Genomic DNA, 20374 nt, shown 5'->3' on the forward strand with positions numbered 1-20374 from the left:
ATGTATCACGCAATCGTCTTCCTGCCGCTCGTCGGCTTCCTCATCGCAGGCCTGTTCGGCCGGATCCTCGGCGCCCGTCCGAGCGAACTCATCACCACCGGCCTTCTCATGGTGGCGGCGGTCCTCTCCTGGCTGGCGTTCTTCAGCGTCGCTTACGGCGACGGCGCGACCCGCATTCAGGTGGCGCAATGGATGGTGTCCGGCGACCTCGTCGTCGACTGGGCGTTCCGGATCGACACACTCACGGCCGTGATGCTGATCGTCGTGAACACGGTCTCGGCCCTCGTTCACCTCTACTCCATCGGCTACATGCACGAGGATCCGCACCGTCCGCGGTTCTTCGCCTATCTGTCTCTCTTCACCTTCGCCATGCTCATGCTGGTGACCGCCGACAACCTCGTGCAGATGTTCTTCGGCTGGGAAGGCGTGGGTCTCGCCAGCTACCTGCTGATCGGCTTCTGGTACCAGAAGGACTCGGCCAACGCCGCTGCCATGAAGGCGTTCATCGTCAACCGTGTCGGCGACTTCGGCTTCCTGCTCGGCATCTTCACCCTGTTCGTGCTGTTCAACAGCGTCACCTTCGACCAGATCTTCCCGCGGGTCGCCGAGCTCGCCAACAACCGGTTCCACTTCCTCGGAATCGAGTGGCACGCCCTGACCATCGCCTGCCTGCTGCTCTTCATGGGCGCCATGGGCAAGTCGGCCCAGTTCCTGCTCCACACCTGGCTGCCGGACGCGATGGAGGGCCCGACGCCGGTCTCCGCCCTCATCCATGCCGCCACCATGGTGACGGCCGGCGTCTTCATGGTCGCCCGCCTGTCCCCGGTCTTCGAGTACGCCCCGGCGGCCCTGACGGTGGTGACCATCATCGGCGGCATCACGGCGTTCTTCGCCGCCACCGTCGGCCTCGTCCAGAACGACATCAAGCGCGTGATCGCGTACTCGACCTGCTCGCAGCTCGGCTACATGTTCGTGGCCCTCGGCGTCGGCGCCTACAGCGTGGGCGTGTTCCACCTGTTCACGCACGCCTTCTTCAAGGCGCTGCTCTTCTTGGGCGCCGGCTCGGTCATCCACGCGATGCACCACGAGCAGGACATGCGCCATATGGGAGCGCTCCGCCGCTACATCCCGTTCACCACGGCCATGATGGCGATCGGCACCCTGGCGCTGACCGGCTTCCCGTTCACCGCCGGCTACTACTCCAAGGATGCGGTGATCGAGGCCGCCTATGCCTCCCACTCTACGGCCGGTTCCTTCGCGTTCCTGGCGACGGTCATTGCCGCCTTCATGACGTCCTTCTACTCCTGGCGTCTGTTCTTCATGACCTTCGAGGGTTCCGCCCGTTGGGGCCATCACGGGCACGACGCACATGCGCCGCATGACCATGAGGGCGTGGAGCATGACGCACGCAGCCGCGACGTGGAGCCTGCCTCGCACGCTCAGCACGATCACAGCCATGACCATGGCCACGGCCATGCCCATACGCCGCACGAGAGCCCGCTGGTGATGCTGGTGCCGCTGATCGTGCTGGCGACCGGAGCCCTGCTCGCCGGCATCATCTTCCATGGCGCCTTCATCGGCGAAGGCTACGAGGAATTCTGGAAGGGGGCGGTCTTCACCCGTCCGGACAATCATATCCTCGAGGAGATGCATCATCTCCCGGGCTGGGTGCCGCTGCTCCCGACCCTGATGATGATCCTGGGCTTCCTGCTCGCGGTGTACATGTACATCATCGACTCGAAGCAGCCGGCCAAGCTCGCGGCGGATCACCCGATCCTGTACCGGTTCCTCCTGAACAAGTGGTACTTCGACGAGCTGTACGATGCGATCTTCGTCCGTCCGGCCATGGCCATCGGCCGCTTCTTCTGGCGCACCGGCGACCAGCGGATCATCGACGGGCTGGGGCCTGACGGGATCTCTGCCCGCGTCCTCGACGTCACCCGCGGGGTCGTCCGGGTCCAGACCGGCTACCTCTACCACTATGCCTTCGCCATGCTGATCGGCGTCGCCGCTCTCGTGACCTTCTATCTCTTCAGGGGAGCCCACTGATGCTCGGGTTCGGCATTCTCTCCGGACTTCTGATCCTGCCGCTGGTCGGAGCGGCGTTCATCCTCACGCTCCGCGGCGACAGCGAGGCGGCGCGCTCCAACGCGCGCTGGGCGGCGCTGGCCACCACCATCGTGACCTTCCTCCTGTCGCTCGTCGCCTGGGGACGGTTCGATGCCGGTAACTCGGCGTTCCAGCTCGTCGAAAGCCATGCCTGGCTCGCCGAGACGATCCGGTTCAAGCTCGGCGTGGACGGCTTCTCGATGCCGTTCATCGTGCTCACGACATTCCTGATGCCGTTCTGCATCCTGGCCTCGTGGGACTCGATCCAGAATCGGGTGAAGGAGTACTTCGTCGCGTTCCTGATCCTCGAGACGACCATGATCGGCGTCTTCGCGGCGCTCGATCTGGTGCTGTTCTACCTGTTCTTCGAGGCGGGTCTCATTCCGATGTTCCTCATCATCGGCATCTGGGGCGGCAAGCGGCGCATCTACGCGAGCTTCAAGTTCTTCCTCTACACGCTGCTCGGCTCCGTGCTCATGTTGCTCGCCATCATGGCGATGTACTGGGCGGCAGGCACCACGGACATCCCGACTCTGCTGACCTTCAAGTTCGCCGAGAACCTGCAGACCTGGCTGTGGCTCGCGTTCTTCGCCTCGTTCGCGGTGAAGATGCCCATGTGGCCGGTTCATACTTGGCTCCCCGACGCCCACGTCGAGGCGCCGACGGCGGGCTCGGTGATCCTGGCGGGCATCCTGCTGAAGATGGGCGGTTACGGCTTCATCCGTATCTCGCTGCCCATGTTCCCCGACGCGTCGGTCTACTTCGCGCCCTTCGTGTTCTCCCTCTCGGTCATCGCGATCATCTACACCTCGCTGGTCGCCATGATGCAGGAGGACATGAAGAAGCTCATCGCTTACTCCTCGGTGGCGCACATGGGCTTCGTGACCATGGGCCTGTTCAGCATGAACCCGCAGGGCATCCAGGGCGCCATGTTCCAGATGGTGTCGCACGGCCTCGTCTCGGGCGCGCTGTTCCTCTGCGTCGGCGTGGTCTACGACCGGATGCACACCCGCGAGATCCGCGCCTATGGCGGTCTCGTGAATCGCATGCCGCTCTACGCCGTGGTGTTCCTGATCTTCACCATGGCCAATGTGGGCCTGCCGGGCACCTCCGGCTTCGTCGGCGAGTTCCTGTCGCTCATGGGCGCCTTCCGGGCCAACACCTGGGTGTCGTTCTTCGCCACCACCGGCGTCATCCTGTCGGCGGCCTACGCGCTCTGGCTCTACCGCCGGGTCGTCTACGGGGTGCTCGACAAGCCGAGCCTCCAGGGGATCGCGGACCTCAACCGCCGCGAGATCATCACCTTCGCGCCGCTCGTCCTGCTCGTCATCTATTACGGCGTGCATCCGGGCCCGATCCTCGACGCCTTCGCCGCCCCGACGGACGCCCTGATGAAGGGCTACGAGGCTGCGCTCCAAACCGTGAAAACGGCGGCTGTCGCCGCACACTGAGGCCACGATGAATTCCGCCCTCGCCATCCCCACCTTTGGTCCCCTGCTGCCGGAGATCATCCTCGCAGTCGGTGTGCTCGTCCTCATCCTGTTCGGCGCCTTCCGGGGAGAGCGCTCCGCGGACGGCATGAACATCGTCGCGCTGGCGCTTCTCGCCGTCGCCTTCGTGGCGGTACTGATGCTCCCCTCCGAGCGCGTGGAGACCATGGCCGGCTCCTTCGTGGTCGACTCCTTCGCCAAGTTCATGAAGGGACTGACGCTCATCGCCTCCGCGGGCGGCGTCATCCTGTCCATGGACTACATGCGGCGGGAGCGGATCAACCGGTTCGAGTATCCGATCCTGATCGTGCTCTCGACCATCGGCATGCTGATGGTGATCTCGGCCAACGACCTGATCGCGCTCTATCTCGGCCTTGAGCTGCTCAGCCTCTCGTCCTACGTGATCGCCGCGTTCGACCGCGACAATGTCCGCTCGACGGAAGCGGGCCTCAAATACTTCGTGCTCGGCGCCCTGTCGTCCGGCATGCTGCTCTACGGCGCATCGCTGGTCTACGGCTTCACCGGCAGCGTGTCGTTCCCGGTCATCGCCACCACGCTCCAGGGCAACGTGGGCAACGGCGTGATCTTCGGCCTCGTCTTCGTGGCGGCCGGCATCGCGTTCAAGATCTCGGCCGTGCCGTTCCACATGTGGACGCCGGACGTCTACGAGGGCGCTCCGACTCCGGTCACGGCGTTCTTCGCCGCGGCGCCGAAAATGGCCGGCATGGCCATGGCGACCCGCGTCTTCATCGATGCCTTCCCGGGCATCCTCGGCCAGTGGCAGCAGATCATCGTCTTCATCTCGATCGCCTCGATGGCGCTCGGCTCCTTCGCGGCGATCGGTCAGCGCAACATCAAGCGCCTGATGGCCTACTCGTCCATCGGCAATGTGGGCTACGCGCTGATCGGCCTCGCGGCGGGCACGCCGGAAGGCATTCAGGGCGTCGCCGTCTACATGGCGATCTACCTCGCCATGACGCTCGGCACCTTCGCGGTGATCCTCGGCATGCGCCGCGGCAACGTCATGTTCGAGACGATCGACGATCTCTCGGGCCTTGCCCGCACGCATCCGGTCATGGCCTTCTGCCTCGCCATGATGATGTTCTCGCTCGCCGGCATCCCGCCGCTCGCCGGATTCTTCGCGAAGTTCTACGTCTTCGCCGCCGCTATCCAGGCCAATCTGGTGACGCTCGCGGTGATCGGCGTGGTGACCAGCGTCATCGGCGCCTATTACTATCTGCGCATCGTCAAGGTCATGTACTTCGACGAGCCCGTGCAGCCGTTCGAGCGCATGGCGCCTGGCGTCAGCTTCGTGCTGGTGGTTTCGAGCGCGGTCGTCCTCCTCTTCTGGATCGTTCCGGCTCCGGTCGTGAACGCAGCGGGCGCTGCGGCGCGCTCCCTGTTCTGACGTGCATCTGTCGCCCGAAACGCAGGCCGCCGGCTATCGGCTGATCTCGCTCGAGGCGACGGAGTCCACCAACGACGACGCGCTTCAGGCTGCGAAGGAGGGTGATCCTGGCCAACTCTGGATCACCGCCACGGAACAGCGGTCGGGGAGGGGGCGCCATGGCCGGCAATGGTCGTCGCCTCCCGGCAACCTCTATGCCAGCCTCCTGCTCCTCGATCCCTGCGAGGTGGCGCTTGCGCCGCAGCTCGGCTTCGTGGCCGGCCTCGCCCTGCACGAAGCGGTAGAGACCGTCACGGGCGTCGGAATCCCGCGGCTGGCCCTGAAATGGCCCAACGACCTCCTGCTCGACGGCGCCAAGGTTTCCGGCATGCTGCTCGAAGGGCATCGGGTCGGGGCGGGCCGTCTGGCGGTGATCATCGGGCTCGGCGTGAACGTCGCCTTCTCGCCGACCGGCACGCCCTACCCGACGGCCAACCTGAGATCTCTCGCGCCCGGCCTGCGGCGCGAGGACGTCTTCGCCGCTCTTTCGTCCGCCTTCGCACGAACCTTTGCGGCGTGGAGGGCCTCGATCCGTCAGAACAATGCGGATCCGTTAGGTCCGGTCCGCCGGCTGTGGCTGGAGCGGGCAGCCGGGCTCGGCCGGGAGGTTACCTTGCGCCTTCCCTCGGGAGAGAAGCGCGGTATCTTCGAAGGGCTCGACCGCTCGGGCCGGCTGCAGCTGAAGACCCCCTCCGGTCTGGAGCTGGTCGATGCGGGCGATCTTTATTTTCCTCATTTACTGCACGATATAGCCCAGCCTGACGCTGGTGCGACAAGGTTTTGATACATGGCATCCTCTACGGACGAATTGGTTTTCCTGCCCCTGGGAGGCCTGGGCGAGATCGGCATGAACGCCGCCCTCTACGGGTTCGGGCCTGAAACGAACCGGCAGTGGATCCTCGTCGATTGCGGGATGGGCTTCGGAGGCGAGGAGCATCTTCCCGGCATCGATCTGGTCTATCCCGACCTCCGCTTCATCGAGGAGGAGCGGCACAATCTCCTCGGCATCTTCATCACCCACGCGCACGAGGACCATATCGGCGCCCTCGTCGAGATGTGGCCGCGCCTCCGCGCCCCCGTCTACGCCACGAAATTTGCGATCGGCCTCCTGGAGACCCGCCGCCTGTCGGAGCCGGGTGCCCCGAAGATCGACCTGAACGAGATCGCTCCGGGCCAGCGGTTGAAGCTCGGGCCGTTCGACATCGAGTACGTGCCGGTCGCCCACTCGATCCCGGAATCGAACGCCATGGCGATCCGGACCCCGCACGGTCTCGTCGTCCATACGGGTGACTGGAAGCTCGACCCCACTCCCTATCTGGGCAGCCTGACGTCCGAGGAAACGTTCCGCGCGCTCGGCGACGAGGGCGTGCTGGCTCTGGTCTGCGACTCGACGAACGTGGTGCGCGATGGCGTGAGCCCCAGCGAGGCGGACGTGTCACGGAACCTGGCCGCGCTCATCAAGGATGCGCCTTACCGGGTCGCGATCACGACCTTCGCGTCGAATGTCGCTCGCATCCGCTCGGTTGCCGAGGCGGCGCGGGAATGCGGCCGCGAGGTCGTCGTTGTCGGCCGGGCCATGGACAGGGTCGTCGATGTGGCCAACGAATGCGGCTTTCTCGAAGGGCTGCCTGAGTTCCGCTCCACGGATACCTTCGGCTATCTGCCGCGCGACAAGGTCGTGGCGATCCTGACCGGCTCCCAGGGCGAGCCTCGCGCGGCTCTCGCGCGCATCTCGCAGGACGAGCACCCGGACATCGCGCTCTCCAAGGGCGACCGGGTCATCTTCTCGTCCCGCGCCATCCCGGGGAATGAGAAGGAGGTCGGCGGGATCATTAACCGCCTCATCGAGCAGGGGATCGAGGTCATCACCGACCGGACCGAACTGGTGCACGTGTCGGGCCACCCGCGCCGCGGAGAGCTCGCCCAGATGTATCAGTGGACGAGGCCGCGGATCGCCATTCCGGCCCACGGCGAGGCGCTGCATCTGGAGGAGCATGCGCGGTTCGCCCATGCACAGGGCGTCCCTGAGGTCGTGCACGGCGTCCGTAACGGCAAGATGGTTCGTCTCGCTCCGGGCCCCGCCGAGATCATCGACGATATACCGGCAGGTCGGCTCTACAAGGACGGCAACATCGTCCTGCCCGCGGGAGAACGGGCCGTTCCCGAGCGCCGGAAGCTTTCCTTCGCGGGCATCGTCAGCGTGGCCATCGCCATCGACGGGCACGGGGAGATCGCCGGGGATCCGGTGATCGACGCCATGGGGCTGCCGGAAAAGAACCGGCAGGGGGAGAACATCCTCGACATGGTGGCCGATGCGGTTGGAGACGTTCTCGACGGGCTGTCCAAGGCCAAGCGCCGGGATCCGGAGCTGGTGGAGAATGCGGTCACGCGCACGGTGCGGGCCACCATCAACGAGGCCTGGGGCAAGAAGCCCGCGTGCCATGTGCTCGTGATCGAGGTATAGCCACGGTTACGTGATCAGAGGGGACAGAATGATCGGGCGCCTCAACCACATCGCCATCGCGGTCCGCGACCTCGGGGCCGCGTCGCGGCTCTACCGGGAGACGTTGGGCGCCGAGGTTTCGGCCCCGCAACCCCTGCCCGAGCATGGGGTGACGGTCGTCTTCATCACTCTCCCCAACACGAAGGTCGAGCTGCTCGAACCCCTCGGCGAGACGTCTCCGATCGCGGGTTTCCTGGACAAGAACCCGGACGGCGGCATCCATCATGTCTGCTACGAGGTCGAGGACATCCTGGCGGCACGCGACCGGCTCGTTTCCTCGGGCGCCCGTGTGCTGGGCGGCGGAGAGCCGAAGATCGGGGCTCACGGAAAACCGGTGCTGTTCCTGCATCCGAAGGACTTCAACGGCACCCTGATCGAACTCGAGCAGGCGTAAGGGGCAGGGCCGTGATCAAGCTGATCAAATCCGTCGCAGAATCAACTTGGGCAACCGTGGCGGTCGTCGTTGTCCTCACGGCCATCGCCATCGCGGTCGTCGTCAATTTCCTCGGCATGCGGGTCAGCGGCAGCCTGGCCCTGTATTTCGTGATCTGGTGGATCCTGCTCTTCGCCGTGCTCCCGTTCGGGGTGCGCAGCCAGATCGAGGCCGGGGAGGTGGTCAAGGGCAGTGAGCCGGGAGCTCCTGCGGCGCCGGCCCTGCGCGAGAAGGCCATCTGGACCACCCTGGTGGCGTCGACCGTCCTGGTGATCGTCGCAGGCGTTCTGCCCCTCTCGGGCCTCTGAAATTCAAGAAAAAGCGAGGGGCCAAAAAGAAAAAGCAAGGCTTTCGCCTTGCCTGAACTGCCTTTTGGCCATGTTGTCCCTTGGCTTTCTTACGCCGTCGCTTGTCATAGCGAGCGAGGGACTTGTTCCTCCCGAAACTCGGACCGCTCAGCCTTTGACCAAAGACCGGTCGAAAGCGTTAGCGGCTTGTTTATAGCCGCCTCAAAGTGGCCTGTCATCTTTTTTGGCAGCCTCTGATGCAATTTTCGGCATATCTTGTATTGACCTTTGGTATTAGACACTCGCCGCGGCCCCATGCGTGGACATGACAGCTTGTCTTTTGCCGGGGGTCTGTGTTGTGTGCTTGAAACGAGTCGCGACCGGTCTTTCCACATCCATCGACACTGAAGGCGTTCCATGCGTTTGAGCCGCTATTTCCTGCCCATTCTCCGCGAAACGCCGAAAGAGGCGGAGATCGTCTCCCACCGTCTCATGCTGCGCGCCGGCATGATCCGCCAGGAAGCCGCAGGGATCTACGCCTGGCTGCCGCTGGGCCTGAAGGTCCTGAACAAGGTCAATGCCATCGTGCGCGAGGAGCAGAACCGCTCCGGGGCGATCGAGCTTCTCATGCCGACGATCCAGTCCGCGGATCTCTGGCGGGAATCGGGCCGCTACGACGCCTACGGCAAGGAGATGCTCCGCATCCAGGATCGGCACGAGCGCGAGATGCTCTTCGGGCCGACCAACGAGGAGATGATCACGGAGATCTTCCGCGGCTACGTGCGCTCCTACAAGGACCTGCCGCTGAACCTGTACCACATCCAGTGGAAGTTCCGTGACGAGGTGCGTCCGCGCTTCGGCGTCATGCGCTCGCGCGAGTTCCTGATGAAGGACGCCTATTCCTTCGACCTGGACCAGGCCGGCGCCGTCCACTCCTACAACAAGATGTTCGTGGCCTACCTTCGCACCTTCGCCCGCATGGGCCTGAAGGCGATCCCGATGCGCGCCGATACCGGTCCTATCGGCGGCAACCTGAGCCACGAATTCATCATCCTGGCCTCCACGGGCGAGAGCGAGGTCTTCTGCCACGCGGACTACCTGAACTACGACATTCCTGCGGCCGATACGAACTTCGACGACATCCAGGGCCTGCAGGGCATCGTCGACAAGTGGACGACGCTCTATGCCGCGACCTCCGAGATGCACGACGAGGCGGGCTTCGAGGCGATCCCAGACGACAAGAAGATGTCGGCGCGCGGCATCGAGGTCGGCCATATCTTCTATTTCGGCACCAAGTACTCGGCCCCGATGGGCGCCAAGGTGATGGGACCGGACGGGCAGGAACGGGAGGTCCACATGGGCTCCTACGGCATCGGCCCGAGCCGCCTCATCGCCGCGATCATCGAGGCGAGCCACGACGAGAGCGGCATCATCTGGCCCGAGGCCGTCGCACCGTTCGACGTGGCGATCCTGAACCTCAAGACCGGCGATTCCGCCACGGATGCGGCCTCGGACCGGCTCTACAAGGAGCTGACCGCTGCCGGCCGCGACGTGCTCTACGACGACCGCGACGAGCGCCCAGGCGGCAAGTTCGCCACCGCCGACCTGATCGGCATTCCCTGGCAGGTCCTCGTCGGCCCCAAGAGCCTGGCCGAGGGCAAGGTGGAGCTGAAGCACCGCGCCACGGGCGAGCGGGAGATCCTGCCGCTCTCCGACGTGGTTTCCCGCCTGACCGCACCCAAATAAGGGCACGATGGCCAAGACCTCGTCCACCAAGGCGGCGCCCACCGGGACCAAGCCCTTCTCGCTTTTCGAGTGGATGCTCGCCGGGCGCTATCTGCGCACGCGACGGCGGGAGGGCTTCGTGTCGGTCATCGCCGGATTCTCGTTCCTCGGCATCATGCTGGGCGTCGCGACGCTCATCGTCGTGCTGTCGGTCATGAACGGCTTCCGCAAGGAACTGCTCGACAAGATCGTCGGCATCAACGGCCACATCTTCGTCGCGCCGATCGAGTCGCCGCTTACCGACTACGCGGAGGTGGCCCAGCGGATTGCGGCGGTTCCGGGCGTCAAGCGGGCAATTCCCCTGGTCGAGGGGCAGGCCTTCGGCTCCTCGCAGTACAACGGCAGCGGCGTGCTCGTGCGCGGCATCCGGGGCGAGGACCTCCGACGGATCGACTACATCGCCAACAACCTCCGGCAGGGCACGCTCGAGAACTTCGAGAACGGGGAGGGCGTCGCCATCGGGCGCCGCCTCGCGGAAGCCCTGTCCCTTCAGGCCGGCGACACGTTCACGCTCATCACCCCACGCGGCGCGGCGACGCCGTTCGGGACAGCGCCGCGGGTCAAGGGATATCCCGTGAAGGCGATCTTCGAGATCGGAATGTCCGAGTTCGACTCGAGCTTCGTCTACATGCCGCTCGCGGAGGCGCAGGCCTATTTCAACCGCCAGAACGACGTTCAGCTCATCGAGGTCTTCCTCGAGAATGCCGACCGGGTCGATGAGGCGCGCGCCGCCATCGAGGCGGCGGCGGGCCGACAGATCCTCATGACCGACTGGCGGCAGCGCAACCGCACCTTCTTCGGGGCGCTGGAGGTGGAGCGGAATGTCATGTTCCTCATCCTCACCCTCATCGTCCTGGTGGCGGCCCTCAACATCATCTCGGGCCTCATCATGCTGGTGAAGGACAAGTCCGAGGACATCGCGATCCTTCGCACCATGGGGGCGACGCGCGGCGCGATCATGCGCGTCTTCCTCATCACGGGGGCATCGATCGGCATCGTCGGCACGATCGCAGGGTTCGCGCTCGGGCTCGTGCTGGCGCTCAATGTCGAGTCGATCCGCAATTTCATCTCGCACCTGACGAACACCAACCTGTTTCCGGCGGAGCTCTATTTCCTCAGCCGATTGCCGGCCGATGTGGATCCGCGCGAGGTGATCACGATCCTCATCATGGCCATGGTGCTGTCGCTCCTCGCCACCCTCTATCCGTCCTGGCGGGCCGCGAAGCTCGATCCGGTCGAAGCGCTGCGCTACGGATAGCCCATGGCACCGGCCCAGCCCAGACCAACCCTGCACCTGTCCAAGGTCGAGCGCCGCTATCCGCAAGGGCAGGGGTTTCTCGAAGTACTGCGCGGCGCCGATCTCGCGATCTGGCCTGGGGAGATCGTGGCCCTCGTCGCGCCGTCCGGAACCGGCAAGTCGACCCTGCTCCATGTCGCGGGGCTGTTGGAGAAGCCCGATGGCGGCGAGGTCTTCGTAGGCTCCCAGCCGACCGCCTCCATGGGCGACCAGGAGCGTACGCGGCTCCGGCGCGAGGATCTCGGCTTCGTCTACCAGTTTCACCACCTGCTGCCGGAATTCTCGGCGCTGGAGAACGTGGTGATTCCCCAGCTGATCCGCGGTCTGCCGAAGGGCGAGGCGGAGGAGCGGGCCAAGCAGATCCTGGCCTTTCTGGGTCTCGGCAAGCGCTTGGATCACCGCCCGGCCGAACTCTCGGGAGGCGAGCAGCAGCGCGTCGCCATCGCCCGTGCGGTTGCCAATGCGCCGCGGCTCCTCCTGGCGGACGAACCGACCGGGAATCTCGATCCGAACACAGCCGACCGCGTGTTCCAGACGTTGGTGTCGATCGTGCGCGCATCCAAGCTCGCGGCCCTGATCGCCACCCACAACATGGAGCTTGCAGCGCGCATGGACCGGCGGGTCACCATCCGCGACGGGCTCGTGGTGCAGTTGCCCTAAGGCTTCACTCTTTTCGTCAGCCGCCTATCGTCCCCAATGCTCCGGAGGGCTGGGAAAGGGATTTCCCGCTTGGCGCGCACGTGCGGGTGGCTTCCGTTCCTTACCTGTGTCTCCGCCGCCTCAGGCTGGGAACCACATCGGCTCGATCCACGCCTCCCCGGCCTTAAGACTCTGTTGACTCCGTCCAAACGGCAGGTTCTGCACACCCTTTACACAGAACATCCGCCGAACAAAAATGAACATACAAGGAACACGGAGTTGGAACCATGCTGCGAATGATCGTCGAGACGGCCGCTGAAATCGCTTCCCTGATCATGTTCGGATCTGCCATAGCAATCTGGGCGCTGGTACTCTCCCCCGTGGCATAATCCTCACGATTCACAGGAACCATTTCTCCCCAACCGTCGGTAACGACCGCTTGGGGAGAATCGTGTCACACTAGGCGCCTGTCTCGAGTTTCGGTTCATGGCGCGCGTTCTTCAAGATATCGGCTTCGTCCACCTGCATGTGCATTCCTCGTATTCGCTTCTCGAGGGAGCGCTGAAGATCGCGCAGCTCGCGAAGCTGGCGGCGGCCGACAAGCAGCCGGCGCTGGCCCTGACGGACACCAACAATCTCTTTGGTGCCCTCGAATTTTCCGAAAAGCTCGCGGGCTCCGGCATCCAGCCCATCGCGGGCGTCCAGCTTTCCGTCTGCTTCGAGGAGCCGGACCCGGTCGCCCGGATCGTGCCGCAGCCGTCCAACGTCGTGCTGCTGGCGCAGACGGAGGAGGGCTACCGCAACCTCATGCGCCTGGTGAGCCACGCCTATTTCGGCGTGCCGCTCGGTGATTCCCCGCGTGTGGCGGCGCCGGATCTGGCGCGGCACTGCGAGGGGCTGATCGCCCTGACGGGCGGGTTCACGGGCCCGCTCGACAGTGCGTTGCGCGAAGGCCGGCCGGAGCTGGCCCAGGCCCGGCTCGACGTTCTCAAGCATGCCTTCGGGCATCAACTCTATGTCGAGATCCAGCGCCACAATCTGGATTCGGAGCGAATGGTCGAGGGCGAACTCCTCGCCTTCGCCGATCGCAACGGCCTGCCCATCGTGGCCGCCAACGAGCCGTTCTTCTCATCCGCCGGCGACTACGAGGCCCATGACGCGCTGCTCACCATCGCGGAGGGACGAATCGTCTCCGACGACAACCGCCGCCGGGTTTCGCCGGAGCATCACTTCAAGACCCGACAGCAGATGATGGAGCTGTTCGCGGATCTGCCGGATGCCCTCCAGTCGAGCGTCGAGATCGCCATGCGCTGCTCGACCAGGGTGCGGACCCGCAAGCCCATCCTGCCGAATTTCGGCACCGGCCCCGATGCCGCCGCGCTGGACGAGGGCGAAGAGCTGCAGCGCCAAGCGGAGGAGGGGCTCGCCAAGCGCCTCGCGGCGCACGGTCCGGCGCCGGGACTGACGGAGCGGGACTACCGCGACCGCCTCGCCTTCGAGGTCGGCATCATCCGCAAGATGAAGTTCCCCGGTTACTTCCTGATCGTGTCGGACTTCATCAAGTGGGCGAAGGACCACGACATTCCCGTCGGTCCAGGCCGCGGCTCGGGTGCGGGCTCCCTCGTCGCTTATGCGCTGACCATCACCGACCTCGACCCCCTGCGATTCACCCTGCTGTTCGAGCGCTTCCTCAACCCGGAACGTGTCTCGATGCCGGACTTCGACATCGATTTCTGCGTCGAAGGGCGTGAGCGGGTCATCGAATACGTGCAGCAGCGCTACGGCGAGGAGCAGGTCGCGCAGATCATCACCTTCGGTACCCTGCTCGCCCGCGGCGTGATGCGCGACGTCGGCCGCGTGCTGGAAATGCCCTATGGGCAGGTCGACAAGCTCACCAAGCTCGTGCCGCAGAACCCGGCCAATCCCGTGACCCTCGCCCAGGCCATCGAGGGCGAGCCGCGCCTGCAGGCGGCTATCGACGAGGAGCCGGTCGTCAAGCGCATGCTCGACATCGCCCAGAAGCTGGAGGGGCTCCACCGCCACGCCTCGACCCACGCGGCCGGCGTGGTGATCGGCGACCGCCCGCTTCAGGAACTGGTGCCGCTCTATCGAGACCCGAAGACCGGGATGCGGGTGACCCAGTTCAACATGAAATGGGTCGAGCAGGCGGGCCTCGTGAAGTTCGACTTCCTCGGCCTCAAGACCCTCACGGTCCTCCGCACCGCCGTCGATCTCATCAAGCGCAAGGGCATCGAGATCGACCTCTCTGCCCTGCCGCTCGACGACCGCAAGACCTACGAGATGCTCCGACGCGGCGAGACGGTCGGCGTGTTCCAGGTGGAATCGGTCGGCATGCGCAAGGCGCTGGTCGAGATGGAGACCGACCGCTTCGAGGACATCATCGCCCTGGTGGCGCTCTACCGCCCGGGCCCAATGGCCAACATCCCGGTCTACTGCGCCCGGAAGCTCGGCAAGGACGAGCACAACAAGGCGGACTGGTACCCGCACGACAAGCTGGAGCCGATTCTGCGCGAGACCTTCGGGATCATCGTTTACCAGGAGCAGGTGATGGAGGTGGCGAAGGTCCTCGCCGGCTACTCCCTCGGGGACGCCGACCTGCTCCGCCGCGCCATGGGCAAGAAGATCAAGGCCGAGATGGACGCGCAGCGCGAGCGCTTCGTGTCGGGTGCGAAAGAAGGAGGAATCGACAAGGCCAAGGCCAACGAGATCTTCGACCTTCTCGCCAAGTTCGCCGATTACGGCTTCAACAAGAGCCACGCCGCCGCCTACGCGCTCGTCGCGTTCCAGACCGCCTACCTCAAGGCCAACTACCCGGTCGAGTTCCTGGCCGCGTCCATGACGCTCGACCTCGACAATACCGACAAGCTCTCGGAATTCCGCCGCGAGGCGCAGCGCCTCGGCTTCAAGGTGGTGCCGCCCTCCATCAACCGCTCGGGCGTGGTCTTCGACGTGATCTACGACGAGGAGGGCCAAGGCCAGATCCTCTACGCCCTCGCCGCCGTGAAGGGCGTCGGGCGGCAGGCGATCGAGGCAGTGGTCGAGGCGAGGGGGACTAAGCCTTTCAAGGACCTCTCGGATTTCGCCCGGCGCATCAACCCGCGCATGCTCAACAAGCGCACGCTCGAAAACCTGATCGCGGCCGGCGCCTTCGACGAGCTGGAGCCCGACCGGGCCAAGGCCTGCGCCTCCATCGACGCGATTATGAGCCTCGCCCAGCAGTCGCACGAGGCGGCCAACGGCGGCATGATCGACATGTTCGGCGGCGTCGCGGCCGCCGACGTGCCCCTGCGCATCTCCAACTACGAGCCCTGGCCGGCCGCAGAGCGGCTCCAGCGGGAATACGATGCGGTCGGCTTCTTCCTGTCGGGCCACCCCCTCGACGAGTACGGCGACCTCCTGAAGAAGCTCCGGGTTCAGACCTGGTCCGAGTTCAGCCGCTCGGTGCGGGCGGGCAACTCCGTGGGCCGGGTCGCCGCCACGATCCTCGACCGGCAGGAGCGCCGCACCAAGACCGGCAACAAGATGGGCATCCTCACCCTCTCGGATCAGACCGGGCAGTACGAGGCCATCATCTTCTCGGAAGGGCTCCAGCGCCTGCGCGACGTCCTGGAACCCGGCAGCGCCGTGGTCCTCATGCTCCAGGCGGGGCTCGAGGGCGAGGAGGTGAGGGCGCGCATCGGCATGGCCGAGCCCCTGGAGGAGGCCGTTGCCAAGCACCAGAAGGGCATGCGGATCTTCCTGCGCGACGAGCGCCCCATCGGCAGCGTGTTCGAGCGCCTCAAGGCGCGCGGCGAGGGCGAGGTCTCCCTCGTGCTGATTCTCGACGAGGGCGACCGGGAGGTCGAGGTCAGGCTCCCGGGCAAGTACATGGCCACCCCCCAGATCGCCGGCGCCATCCGGGCCGTCCCGGGGGTGGTGGACGTGCATATGAATTGAGCCGCTCGTCCCTTCCGTCCGGGGAGGGACGACCTGCTTGCAATTCCCTATCTTTCCGCCTATATGCGCCGCATCCCACACGCGGAGCCTGTCCTCATGTCCTGAGGCAATCCCGGTGGCCGGTCGACCGGTCCACTGCTCCGCGGAGGCTTAACCGGAGAATAGACAATGGCGCTTCCTGATTTCTCGATGCGCAGCCTCCTCGAGGCTGGCGCTCACTTCGGCCACCAGTCCCACCGCTGGAACCCGAAGATGGGTCCGTACATTTTTGGCACCCGCAACAACATCCACATCATCGACCTCGCCCAGACGGTTCCGATGCTGCACCGCGCCCTCCAGGCTGTCAGCGACACGGTGGCCAAGGGCGGCCGCGTGCTCTTCGTCGGCACGAAGCGTCAGGCTGCCGATTCTGTCGCCGACGCGGCCAAGCGTTCGGCCCAGTACTACGTGAACTCCCGCTGGCTCGGCGGCATGCTCACCAACTGGAAGACGATCTCCGGCTCGATCTCGCGCCTGCGCAAGGTCGACGAGATCCTCGCCGGCGGCGGCCAGGGCCTGACCAAGAAGGAGCGCCTGATGCTCTCCCGCGAGAAGGAGAAGCTTGAGCGCGCCCTGGGCGGCATCAAGGACATGGGCGGCACGCCCGACCTGATCTTCGTGATCGACACCAACAAGGAGCAGCTCGCGATCCAGGAGGCCAAGCGCCTCGGCATCCCGGTTGCCGCCATCGTCGACACGAACTGCGACCCGGACGGCATCACCTTCCCGGTCCCGGCCAACGACGACGCCGGCCGCGCGATCTCGCTCTACTGCGACCTGATCGCCCGCGCCGCTCTTGACGGCATCTCCCGCGGCGCCGGTGCCATGGGCATCGACATCGGCGAGTCCGAGAACCCGGTGGCCGAGGAGCTCCCGGCCAACGACGCGGCTCCGGCGGCCTACGAGGGCGAGCAGTTCGAGCGTCTCGCGGCTCCCCGCGGCGCTCCGGACGACCTCACCAAGCTGAACGGCGTCGGCCCGCAGCTCGAGAAGAAGCTGAACGAAGCCGGCATCTTCCACTACTGGCAGCTGGCCGCCATGCAGCCGGGCGACGTCGCCCAGCTCGACAAGGACCTGAAGCTGAACGGCCGCGTCGAGCGCGACGGCTGGCTCGGTCAGGCCCGGTCGATGATCGAGGCGGCGTAAGGCCCGCTGGCGCTGCGAACATTGCGGCGCCGCCTGAAGAAATTGATCGAGCCCGGCGTTCCCTGAGCGCCGGGCTCCCTATATGCGTAAACCTGTGAAAGGATGAGCCATGGCGAACATTACCGCTGCGATGGTGAAGGAGCTGCGCGACAAGACCAGCGCCGGCATGATGGACTGCAAGACGGCCCTCAACGAGACCAACGGTGATATCGAAGCCGCTGTAGACTGGCTGCGCAAGAAGGGCCTCTCCAAGGCCGCCAAGAAGGCCGGCCGCGTCGCCGCCGAGGGCCTTGTCGCCGTCGAGTCCGCCGGTCACACCGCCACGATCCTCGAGGTCAACTCCGAGACCGACTTCGTCGCCCGCAACGACCAGTTCCAGGCTTTCGTCCGCGAGGCCGCCAAGATCGCCCTCATGGGCGACGGCACGATCGAGTCGCTCGAAGGCGCCCACTTCCCCGGCTCGCAGACCACGGTCAAGGACCGCCTGCAGGAGCTGATCGCCACCATCGGCGAGAACATGACGCTGCGCCGCGTGGCGAAGCTCGAGGTCTCGAAGGGCCTGATCTCGTCCTACGTCCACAACGCAGTGACCGAAGGCCTCGGCAAGATCGGCGTCCTCGTGGCGCTCGAGTCCGAAGGCGACGTGACCGTGCTCGGCAACCTCGGCCGTCAGATCGCGATGCACATCGCGGCGACGAACCCGGTCGCCGTCGACGCTTCCGGCATCGATGCCGCCACGATCGAGCGCGAGAGCGCGATCCTGCGCGAGAAGAACGCCGGTAAGCCGGACAACGTGCTGCAGAAGATCGTCGAGAGCGGCCTGAAGAGCTACTACAAGGAGGTCACCCTCCTCGAGCAGTCCTTCGTGCACGATCCGTCGAAGAGCGTCACGCAGGTCCTCAAGGAGGCCGAGTCCAAGGCCGGCAAGCCGGTCGCCCTCAAGGGCTTCGTCCGCTTCGCCCTCGGCGAGGGCATCGAGAAGGAGGAAGCTCCGGACTTCGCGGCCGAAGTGGCCGCACAGGCCGGGCTCAAGGCCTAAAGCAGACCTCACGCAAAACGGCGGCTCTCGGGCCGCCGTTTTCATGAGAAGGTTTGAAAAGAGGGTCAGACAGTGACACAGTTTCGGCGCATCCTGGTAAAGCTCTCCGGAGAGGCCCTGATGGCCCCGGACGGATACTGGCTCGATCCCCAGACCCTGTCGGGGCTGGCTCAGGACCTGGCGGACGCGACCCGCGCCGGATTCGAGATCGCCCTCGTGATCGGCGGCGGCAACATCATCCGCGGGGCCCGCATGAGCGCCGCCGGCTGGATCGACCGTCCGACGGCGGATTCCATGGGCATGCTCGGCACGGTCATGAACTCGCTCGCCATCGAGACGGCCCTGAATGCGGCCGGCGTCGATGCCCGCACCATGTCGGCGGTGTCGATGCCGACGATCTGCGAGACCTATGCCCGCCAGCCGGCGTTGCACCACCTCGACAAGGGACAGGTGGTCGTGCTCGCGGGCGGAACCGGCAATCCCTTCTTCACCACCGACACGGCCGCCGTTCTGCGTGCGGCGGAGCTGCGCTGCGACGCGGTCCTGAAGGCCACCCAGGTGGACGGCGTCTACTCGGCGGACCCCAAGAAGGACCCGAACGCGATCCGCTACGACCGCATCACCCACGACGAGGCCATCGCCCGCGACCTGAAGGTGATGGACACGGCGGCCTTCGCGCTCGCCCGGGAGAGTCGCCTGCCCATCATCGTCGGCTCGGTCCATGCTCCGAGTTCCGTCACGGCAATTCTCCAGGGCAAAGTTCCTTCCACCGTCGTCGCCCCTTGATGCCAGGGCGCGCTCAGCGTAAGCCCTTTAGAATCGTTCGCGTAAGGACAGGACCCGATGGCCACTTCTTTCGACCTTGAGGATATCAAGCGCCGCATGCAGGGCGCGATCAACGCATTCAAGAACGACCTGGGCAGCCTGCGCACGGGTCGCGCGTCGCCCAACCTGCTCGACCCGATCCAGGTCGACGCCTACGGCTCCCTTCTGCCGATCTCCCAGGTGGCGACGGTCAGCGTTCCCGAGCCCCGCCTCCTGAGTGTGCAGGTGTGGGATCGCGGCATGGTCAACGCCGTCGAGAAGGCGATCCGCGAGTCGGACCTCGGTCTGAACCCGCAGACCGAAGGGCAGGTCATCCGCCTGCGCATTCCGGAGATGAACGAGCAGCGGCGCAAGGAGATGGTGAAGGTCTCCCACAAATATGCCGAGGAGGCCCGCATCGCCATCCGCCACGTCCGCCGCGACGGTCTGGACCTGCTGAAGAAGCTGGAGAAGGACCACGCGATCAGCGAGGACGACGGCAAGCGTCATGCCGACCAGGTCCAGAAGGCCACGGACCAGTTCGTGGCCGAGGTCGAGCATCTCGTTGCGGCCAAGGAAAAGGAAATCATGCAGGTCTGACCGGTTCGGTCCTGCATCTGGAAAGAAATCATGAGTGGTGAAGCCAAGCGGTCGGCCTCCGTCCTCGCCTGTCAGCCGGAAGGCGAGGGCCTGCCTGCGCACGTGGCCATCATCATGGACGGCAACGGCCGTTGGGCGGCTCAGCGTGGGCTGCCCCGGCTCGAGGGCCATCGGCGGGGTGTCGAGGCGATCCGGCGCGCCGTGCGCGCCGCCGGCGATCTCGGCATCCAGTACCTGACGGTCTACAGCTTCTCGGCCGAGAACTGGCGCCGGCCCGCCCAGGAGGTCTCCGACCTCATGGGCCTTCTGAAGCGGTTCGTGCGGCATGATCTTGCCGATCTCCACCGCAATAACATCCGTGTGCGAATCATCGGTGAGCGGCAGGGCCTCTCGCCCGACATCGGGATGCTCCTCGACGAGGCCGAGCAGCTCACACGCTCGAATACCGGCCTGACCCTGGTGATCGCCTTCAATTATGGCGGTCGGCAGGAGATCGTTCAGGCCATGCGCGAACTCGCGCGGCAGGTGAAGGCCGGGACCCTCGACCCGGAAGCCATCGACATGGAGACGGTGGAGCGCGCCCTCGACACGCAGGGCATTCCCGATCCGGATCTCGTGATCCGAACCTCCGGCGAGCAGCGGATCTCCAACTTCCTGACCTGGCAGACGGCCTATTCGGAGTTCGTCTTCATTCCCGACTTCTGGCCGGACTTCGACGAGGCGACATTCCGCGCCGCGCTGGCCGAATACCGCAGGCGCGACCGTCGCTTCGGCGGCCTCAGCGCCCGGACGGGGTGAC

General features: G+C 65.5%; 16 protein-coding genes. All 16 read left to right on the forward strand.

Annotation, left to right across the window (positions count from 1 at the left end):
- The 16 genes from nuoL to DES45_RS19205 all read left to right on the forward strand — a co-directional run bounded on the left by nuoL (nucleotide 1) and on the right by DES45_RS19205 (nucleotide 20373).
- Nucleotides 1–2049 carry an NADH-quinone oxidoreductase subunit L gene (gene nuoL / locus DES45_RS19130; protein WP_114771645.1) on the forward strand — a complete coding sequence of 683 codons (2049 nt, stop codon included), beginning with the start codon at nucleotides 1–3 and terminating at the stop codon, nucleotides 2047–2049.
- Nucleotides 2049–3560 carry an NADH-quinone oxidoreductase subunit M gene (locus DES45_RS19135; RefSeq protein WP_114771646.1) on the forward strand — a complete coding sequence of 504 codons (1512 nt, stop codon included), beginning with the start codon at nucleotides 2049–2051 and terminating at the stop codon, nucleotides 3558–3560. Before nuoL ends, DES45_RS19135 begins: the two co-directional genes overlap by 1 nt.
- Before the next feature lie 7 nt (nucleotides 3561–3567).
- Entirely contained in the window at nucleotides 3568–5007 is a 1440-nt protein-coding gene (gene nuoN, locus DES45_RS19140) for an NADH-quinone oxidoreductase subunit NuoN (RefSeq protein ID WP_114771647.1), read from the forward strand.
- Nucleotide 5008: 1 nt separating this feature from the next.
- Complete coding sequence (locus DES45_RS19145) at nucleotides 5009–5830, forward strand: biotin--[acetyl-CoA-carboxylase] ligase (RefSeq protein ID WP_114771648.1); 822 nt, start codon at nucleotides 5009–5011, stop codon at nucleotides 5828–5830.
- 3 nt (nucleotides 5831–5833) lie between these two features.
- The gene (locus DES45_RS19150; RefSeq protein WP_114771649.1) at nucleotides 5834–7510 is read left to right on the forward strand and encodes a ribonuclease J; all 1677 of its coding nucleotides are present in this window, start codon (nucleotides 5834–5836) and stop codon (nucleotides 7508–7510) included.
- A gap of 28 nt (nucleotides 7511–7538) precedes the next feature.
- Nucleotides 7539–7943, forward strand: a complete 405-nt coding sequence (gene mce, locus DES45_RS19155; RefSeq protein ID WP_114771650.1) for a methylmalonyl-CoA epimerase — start codon at nucleotides 7539–7541, stop codon at nucleotides 7941–7943.
- An 11-nt stretch (nucleotides 7944–7954) separates the two neighbouring features.
- Nucleotides 7955–8290 carry a DUF1467 family protein gene (locus DES45_RS19160; protein WP_245571797.1) on the forward strand — a complete coding sequence of 112 codons (336 nt, stop codon included), beginning with the start codon at nucleotides 7955–7957 and terminating at the stop codon, nucleotides 8288–8290.
- A gap of 396 nt (nucleotides 8291–8686) precedes the next feature.
- On the forward strand, nucleotides 8687–10015 hold the full coding sequence (proS, locus tag DES45_RS19165; protein WP_114771651.1) for a proline--tRNA ligase: 1329 nt from the start codon (nucleotides 8687–8689) through the stop codon (nucleotides 10013–10015).
- Between the two features lie 7 nt (nucleotides 10016–10022).
- The gene (locus DES45_RS19170) at nucleotides 10023–11312 is read left to right on the forward strand and encodes a lipoprotein-releasing ABC transporter permease subunit (protein ID WP_114771652.1); all 1290 of its coding nucleotides are present in this window, start codon (nucleotides 10023–10025) and stop codon (nucleotides 11310–11312) included.
- 3 nt (nucleotides 11313–11315) lie between these two features.
- On the forward strand, nucleotides 11316–12011 hold the full coding sequence (locus tag DES45_RS19175; protein ID WP_114771653.1) for an ABC transporter ATP-binding protein: 696 nt from the start codon (nucleotides 11316–11318) through the stop codon (nucleotides 12009–12011).
- Nucleotides 12012–12476: 465 nt separating this feature from the next.
- Complete coding sequence (gene dnaE / locus DES45_RS19180; RefSeq protein WP_114771654.1) at nucleotides 12477–15947, forward strand: DNA polymerase III subunit alpha; 3471 nt, start codon at nucleotides 12477–12479, stop codon at nucleotides 15945–15947.
- Nucleotides 15948–16115: 168 nt separating this feature from the next.
- Nucleotides 16116–17132, forward strand: coding sequence for a 30S ribosomal protein S2 (locus tag DES45_RS19185; protein WP_114771655.1), 1017 nt, complete (start codon nucleotides 16116–16118; stop codon nucleotides 17130–17132).
- A gap of 109 nt (nucleotides 17133–17241) precedes the next feature.
- Nucleotides 17242–18171 carry a translation elongation factor Ts gene (tsf, locus tag DES45_RS19190; protein WP_114771656.1) on the forward strand — a complete coding sequence of 310 codons (930 nt, stop codon included), beginning with the start codon at nucleotides 17242–17244 and terminating at the stop codon, nucleotides 18169–18171.
- 72 nt (nucleotides 18172–18243) lie between these two features.
- Complete coding sequence (pyrH, locus tag DES45_RS19195) at nucleotides 18244–18957, forward strand: UMP kinase (protein ID WP_114771657.1); 714 nt, start codon at nucleotides 18244–18246, stop codon at nucleotides 18955–18957.
- Between the two features lie 57 nt (nucleotides 18958–19014).
- Complete coding sequence (gene frr, locus DES45_RS19200; protein WP_114771658.1) at nucleotides 19015–19575, forward strand: ribosome recycling factor; 561 nt, start codon at nucleotides 19015–19017, stop codon at nucleotides 19573–19575.
- 30 nt (nucleotides 19576–19605) lie between these two features.
- Nucleotides 19606–20373 carry an isoprenyl transferase gene (locus DES45_RS19205; RefSeq protein ID WP_114771659.1) on the forward strand — a complete coding sequence of 256 codons (768 nt, stop codon included), beginning with the start codon at nucleotides 19606–19608 and terminating at the stop codon, nucleotides 20371–20373.
- Nucleotide 20374 lies beyond the last annotated feature (1 nt).

It is taken from the genome of Microvirga subterranea (genome assembly GCF_003350535.1).
GTDB classification, from domain to species: Bacteria; Pseudomonadota; Alphaproteobacteria; order Rhizobiales; family Beijerinckiaceae; genus Microvirga; species Microvirga subterranea.

Excerpts from the sequence above, each read along its gene's own strand:
- mce (WP_114771650.1), top strand. The coding sequence starts at position 7,539 with ATGATCGGGCGCCTCAACCACATCGCCATCGCGGTCCGCGACCTCGGG.
- nuoN (WP_114771647.1), top strand. The coding sequence starts at position 3,568 with ATGAATTCCGCCCTCGCCATCCCCACCTTTGGTCCCCTGCTGCCGGAG.
- tsf (WP_114771656.1), top strand. The coding sequence starts at position 17,242 with ATGGCGAACATTACCGCTGCGATGGTGAAGGAGCTGCGCGACAAGACC.
- DES45_RS19170 (WP_114771652.1), top strand. The coding sequence starts at position 10,023 with ATGGCCAAGACCTCGTCCACCAAGGCGGCGCCCACCGGGACCAAGCCC.
- DES45_RS19205 (WP_114771659.1), top strand. The coding sequence starts at position 19,606 with ATGAGTGGTGAAGCCAAGCGGTCGGCCTCCGTCCTCGCCTGTCAGCCG.
- dnaE (WP_114771654.1), top strand. The coding sequence starts at position 12,477 with ATGGCGCGCGTTCTTCAAGATATCGGCTTCGTCCACCTGCATGTGCAT.
- nuoL (WP_114771645.1), top strand. The coding sequence starts at position 1 with ATGTATCACGCAATCGTCTTCCTGCCGCTCGTCGGCTTCCTCATCGCA.
- DES45_RS19185 (WP_114771655.1), top strand. The coding sequence starts at position 16,116 with ATGGCGCTTCCTGATTTCTCGATGCGCAGCCTCCTCGAGGCTGGCGCT.
- DES45_RS19150 (WP_114771649.1), top strand. The coding sequence starts at position 5,834 with ATGGCATCCTCTACGGACGAATTGGTTTTCCTGCCCCTGGGAGGCCTG.
- frr (WP_114771658.1), top strand. The coding sequence starts at position 19,015 with ATGGCCACTTCTTTCGACCTTGAGGATATCAAGCGCCGCATGCAGGGC.
- proS (WP_114771651.1), top strand. The coding sequence starts at position 8,687 with ATGCGTTTGAGCCGCTATTTCCTGCCCATTCTCCGCGAAACGCCGAAA.
- DES45_RS19135 (WP_114771646.1), top strand. The coding sequence starts at position 2,049 with ATGCTCGGGTTCGGCATTCTCTCCGGACTTCTGATCCTGCCGCTGGTC.
- DES45_RS19175 (WP_114771653.1), top strand. The coding sequence starts at position 11,316 with ATGGCACCGGCCCAGCCCAGACCAACCCTGCACCTGTCCAAGGTCGAG.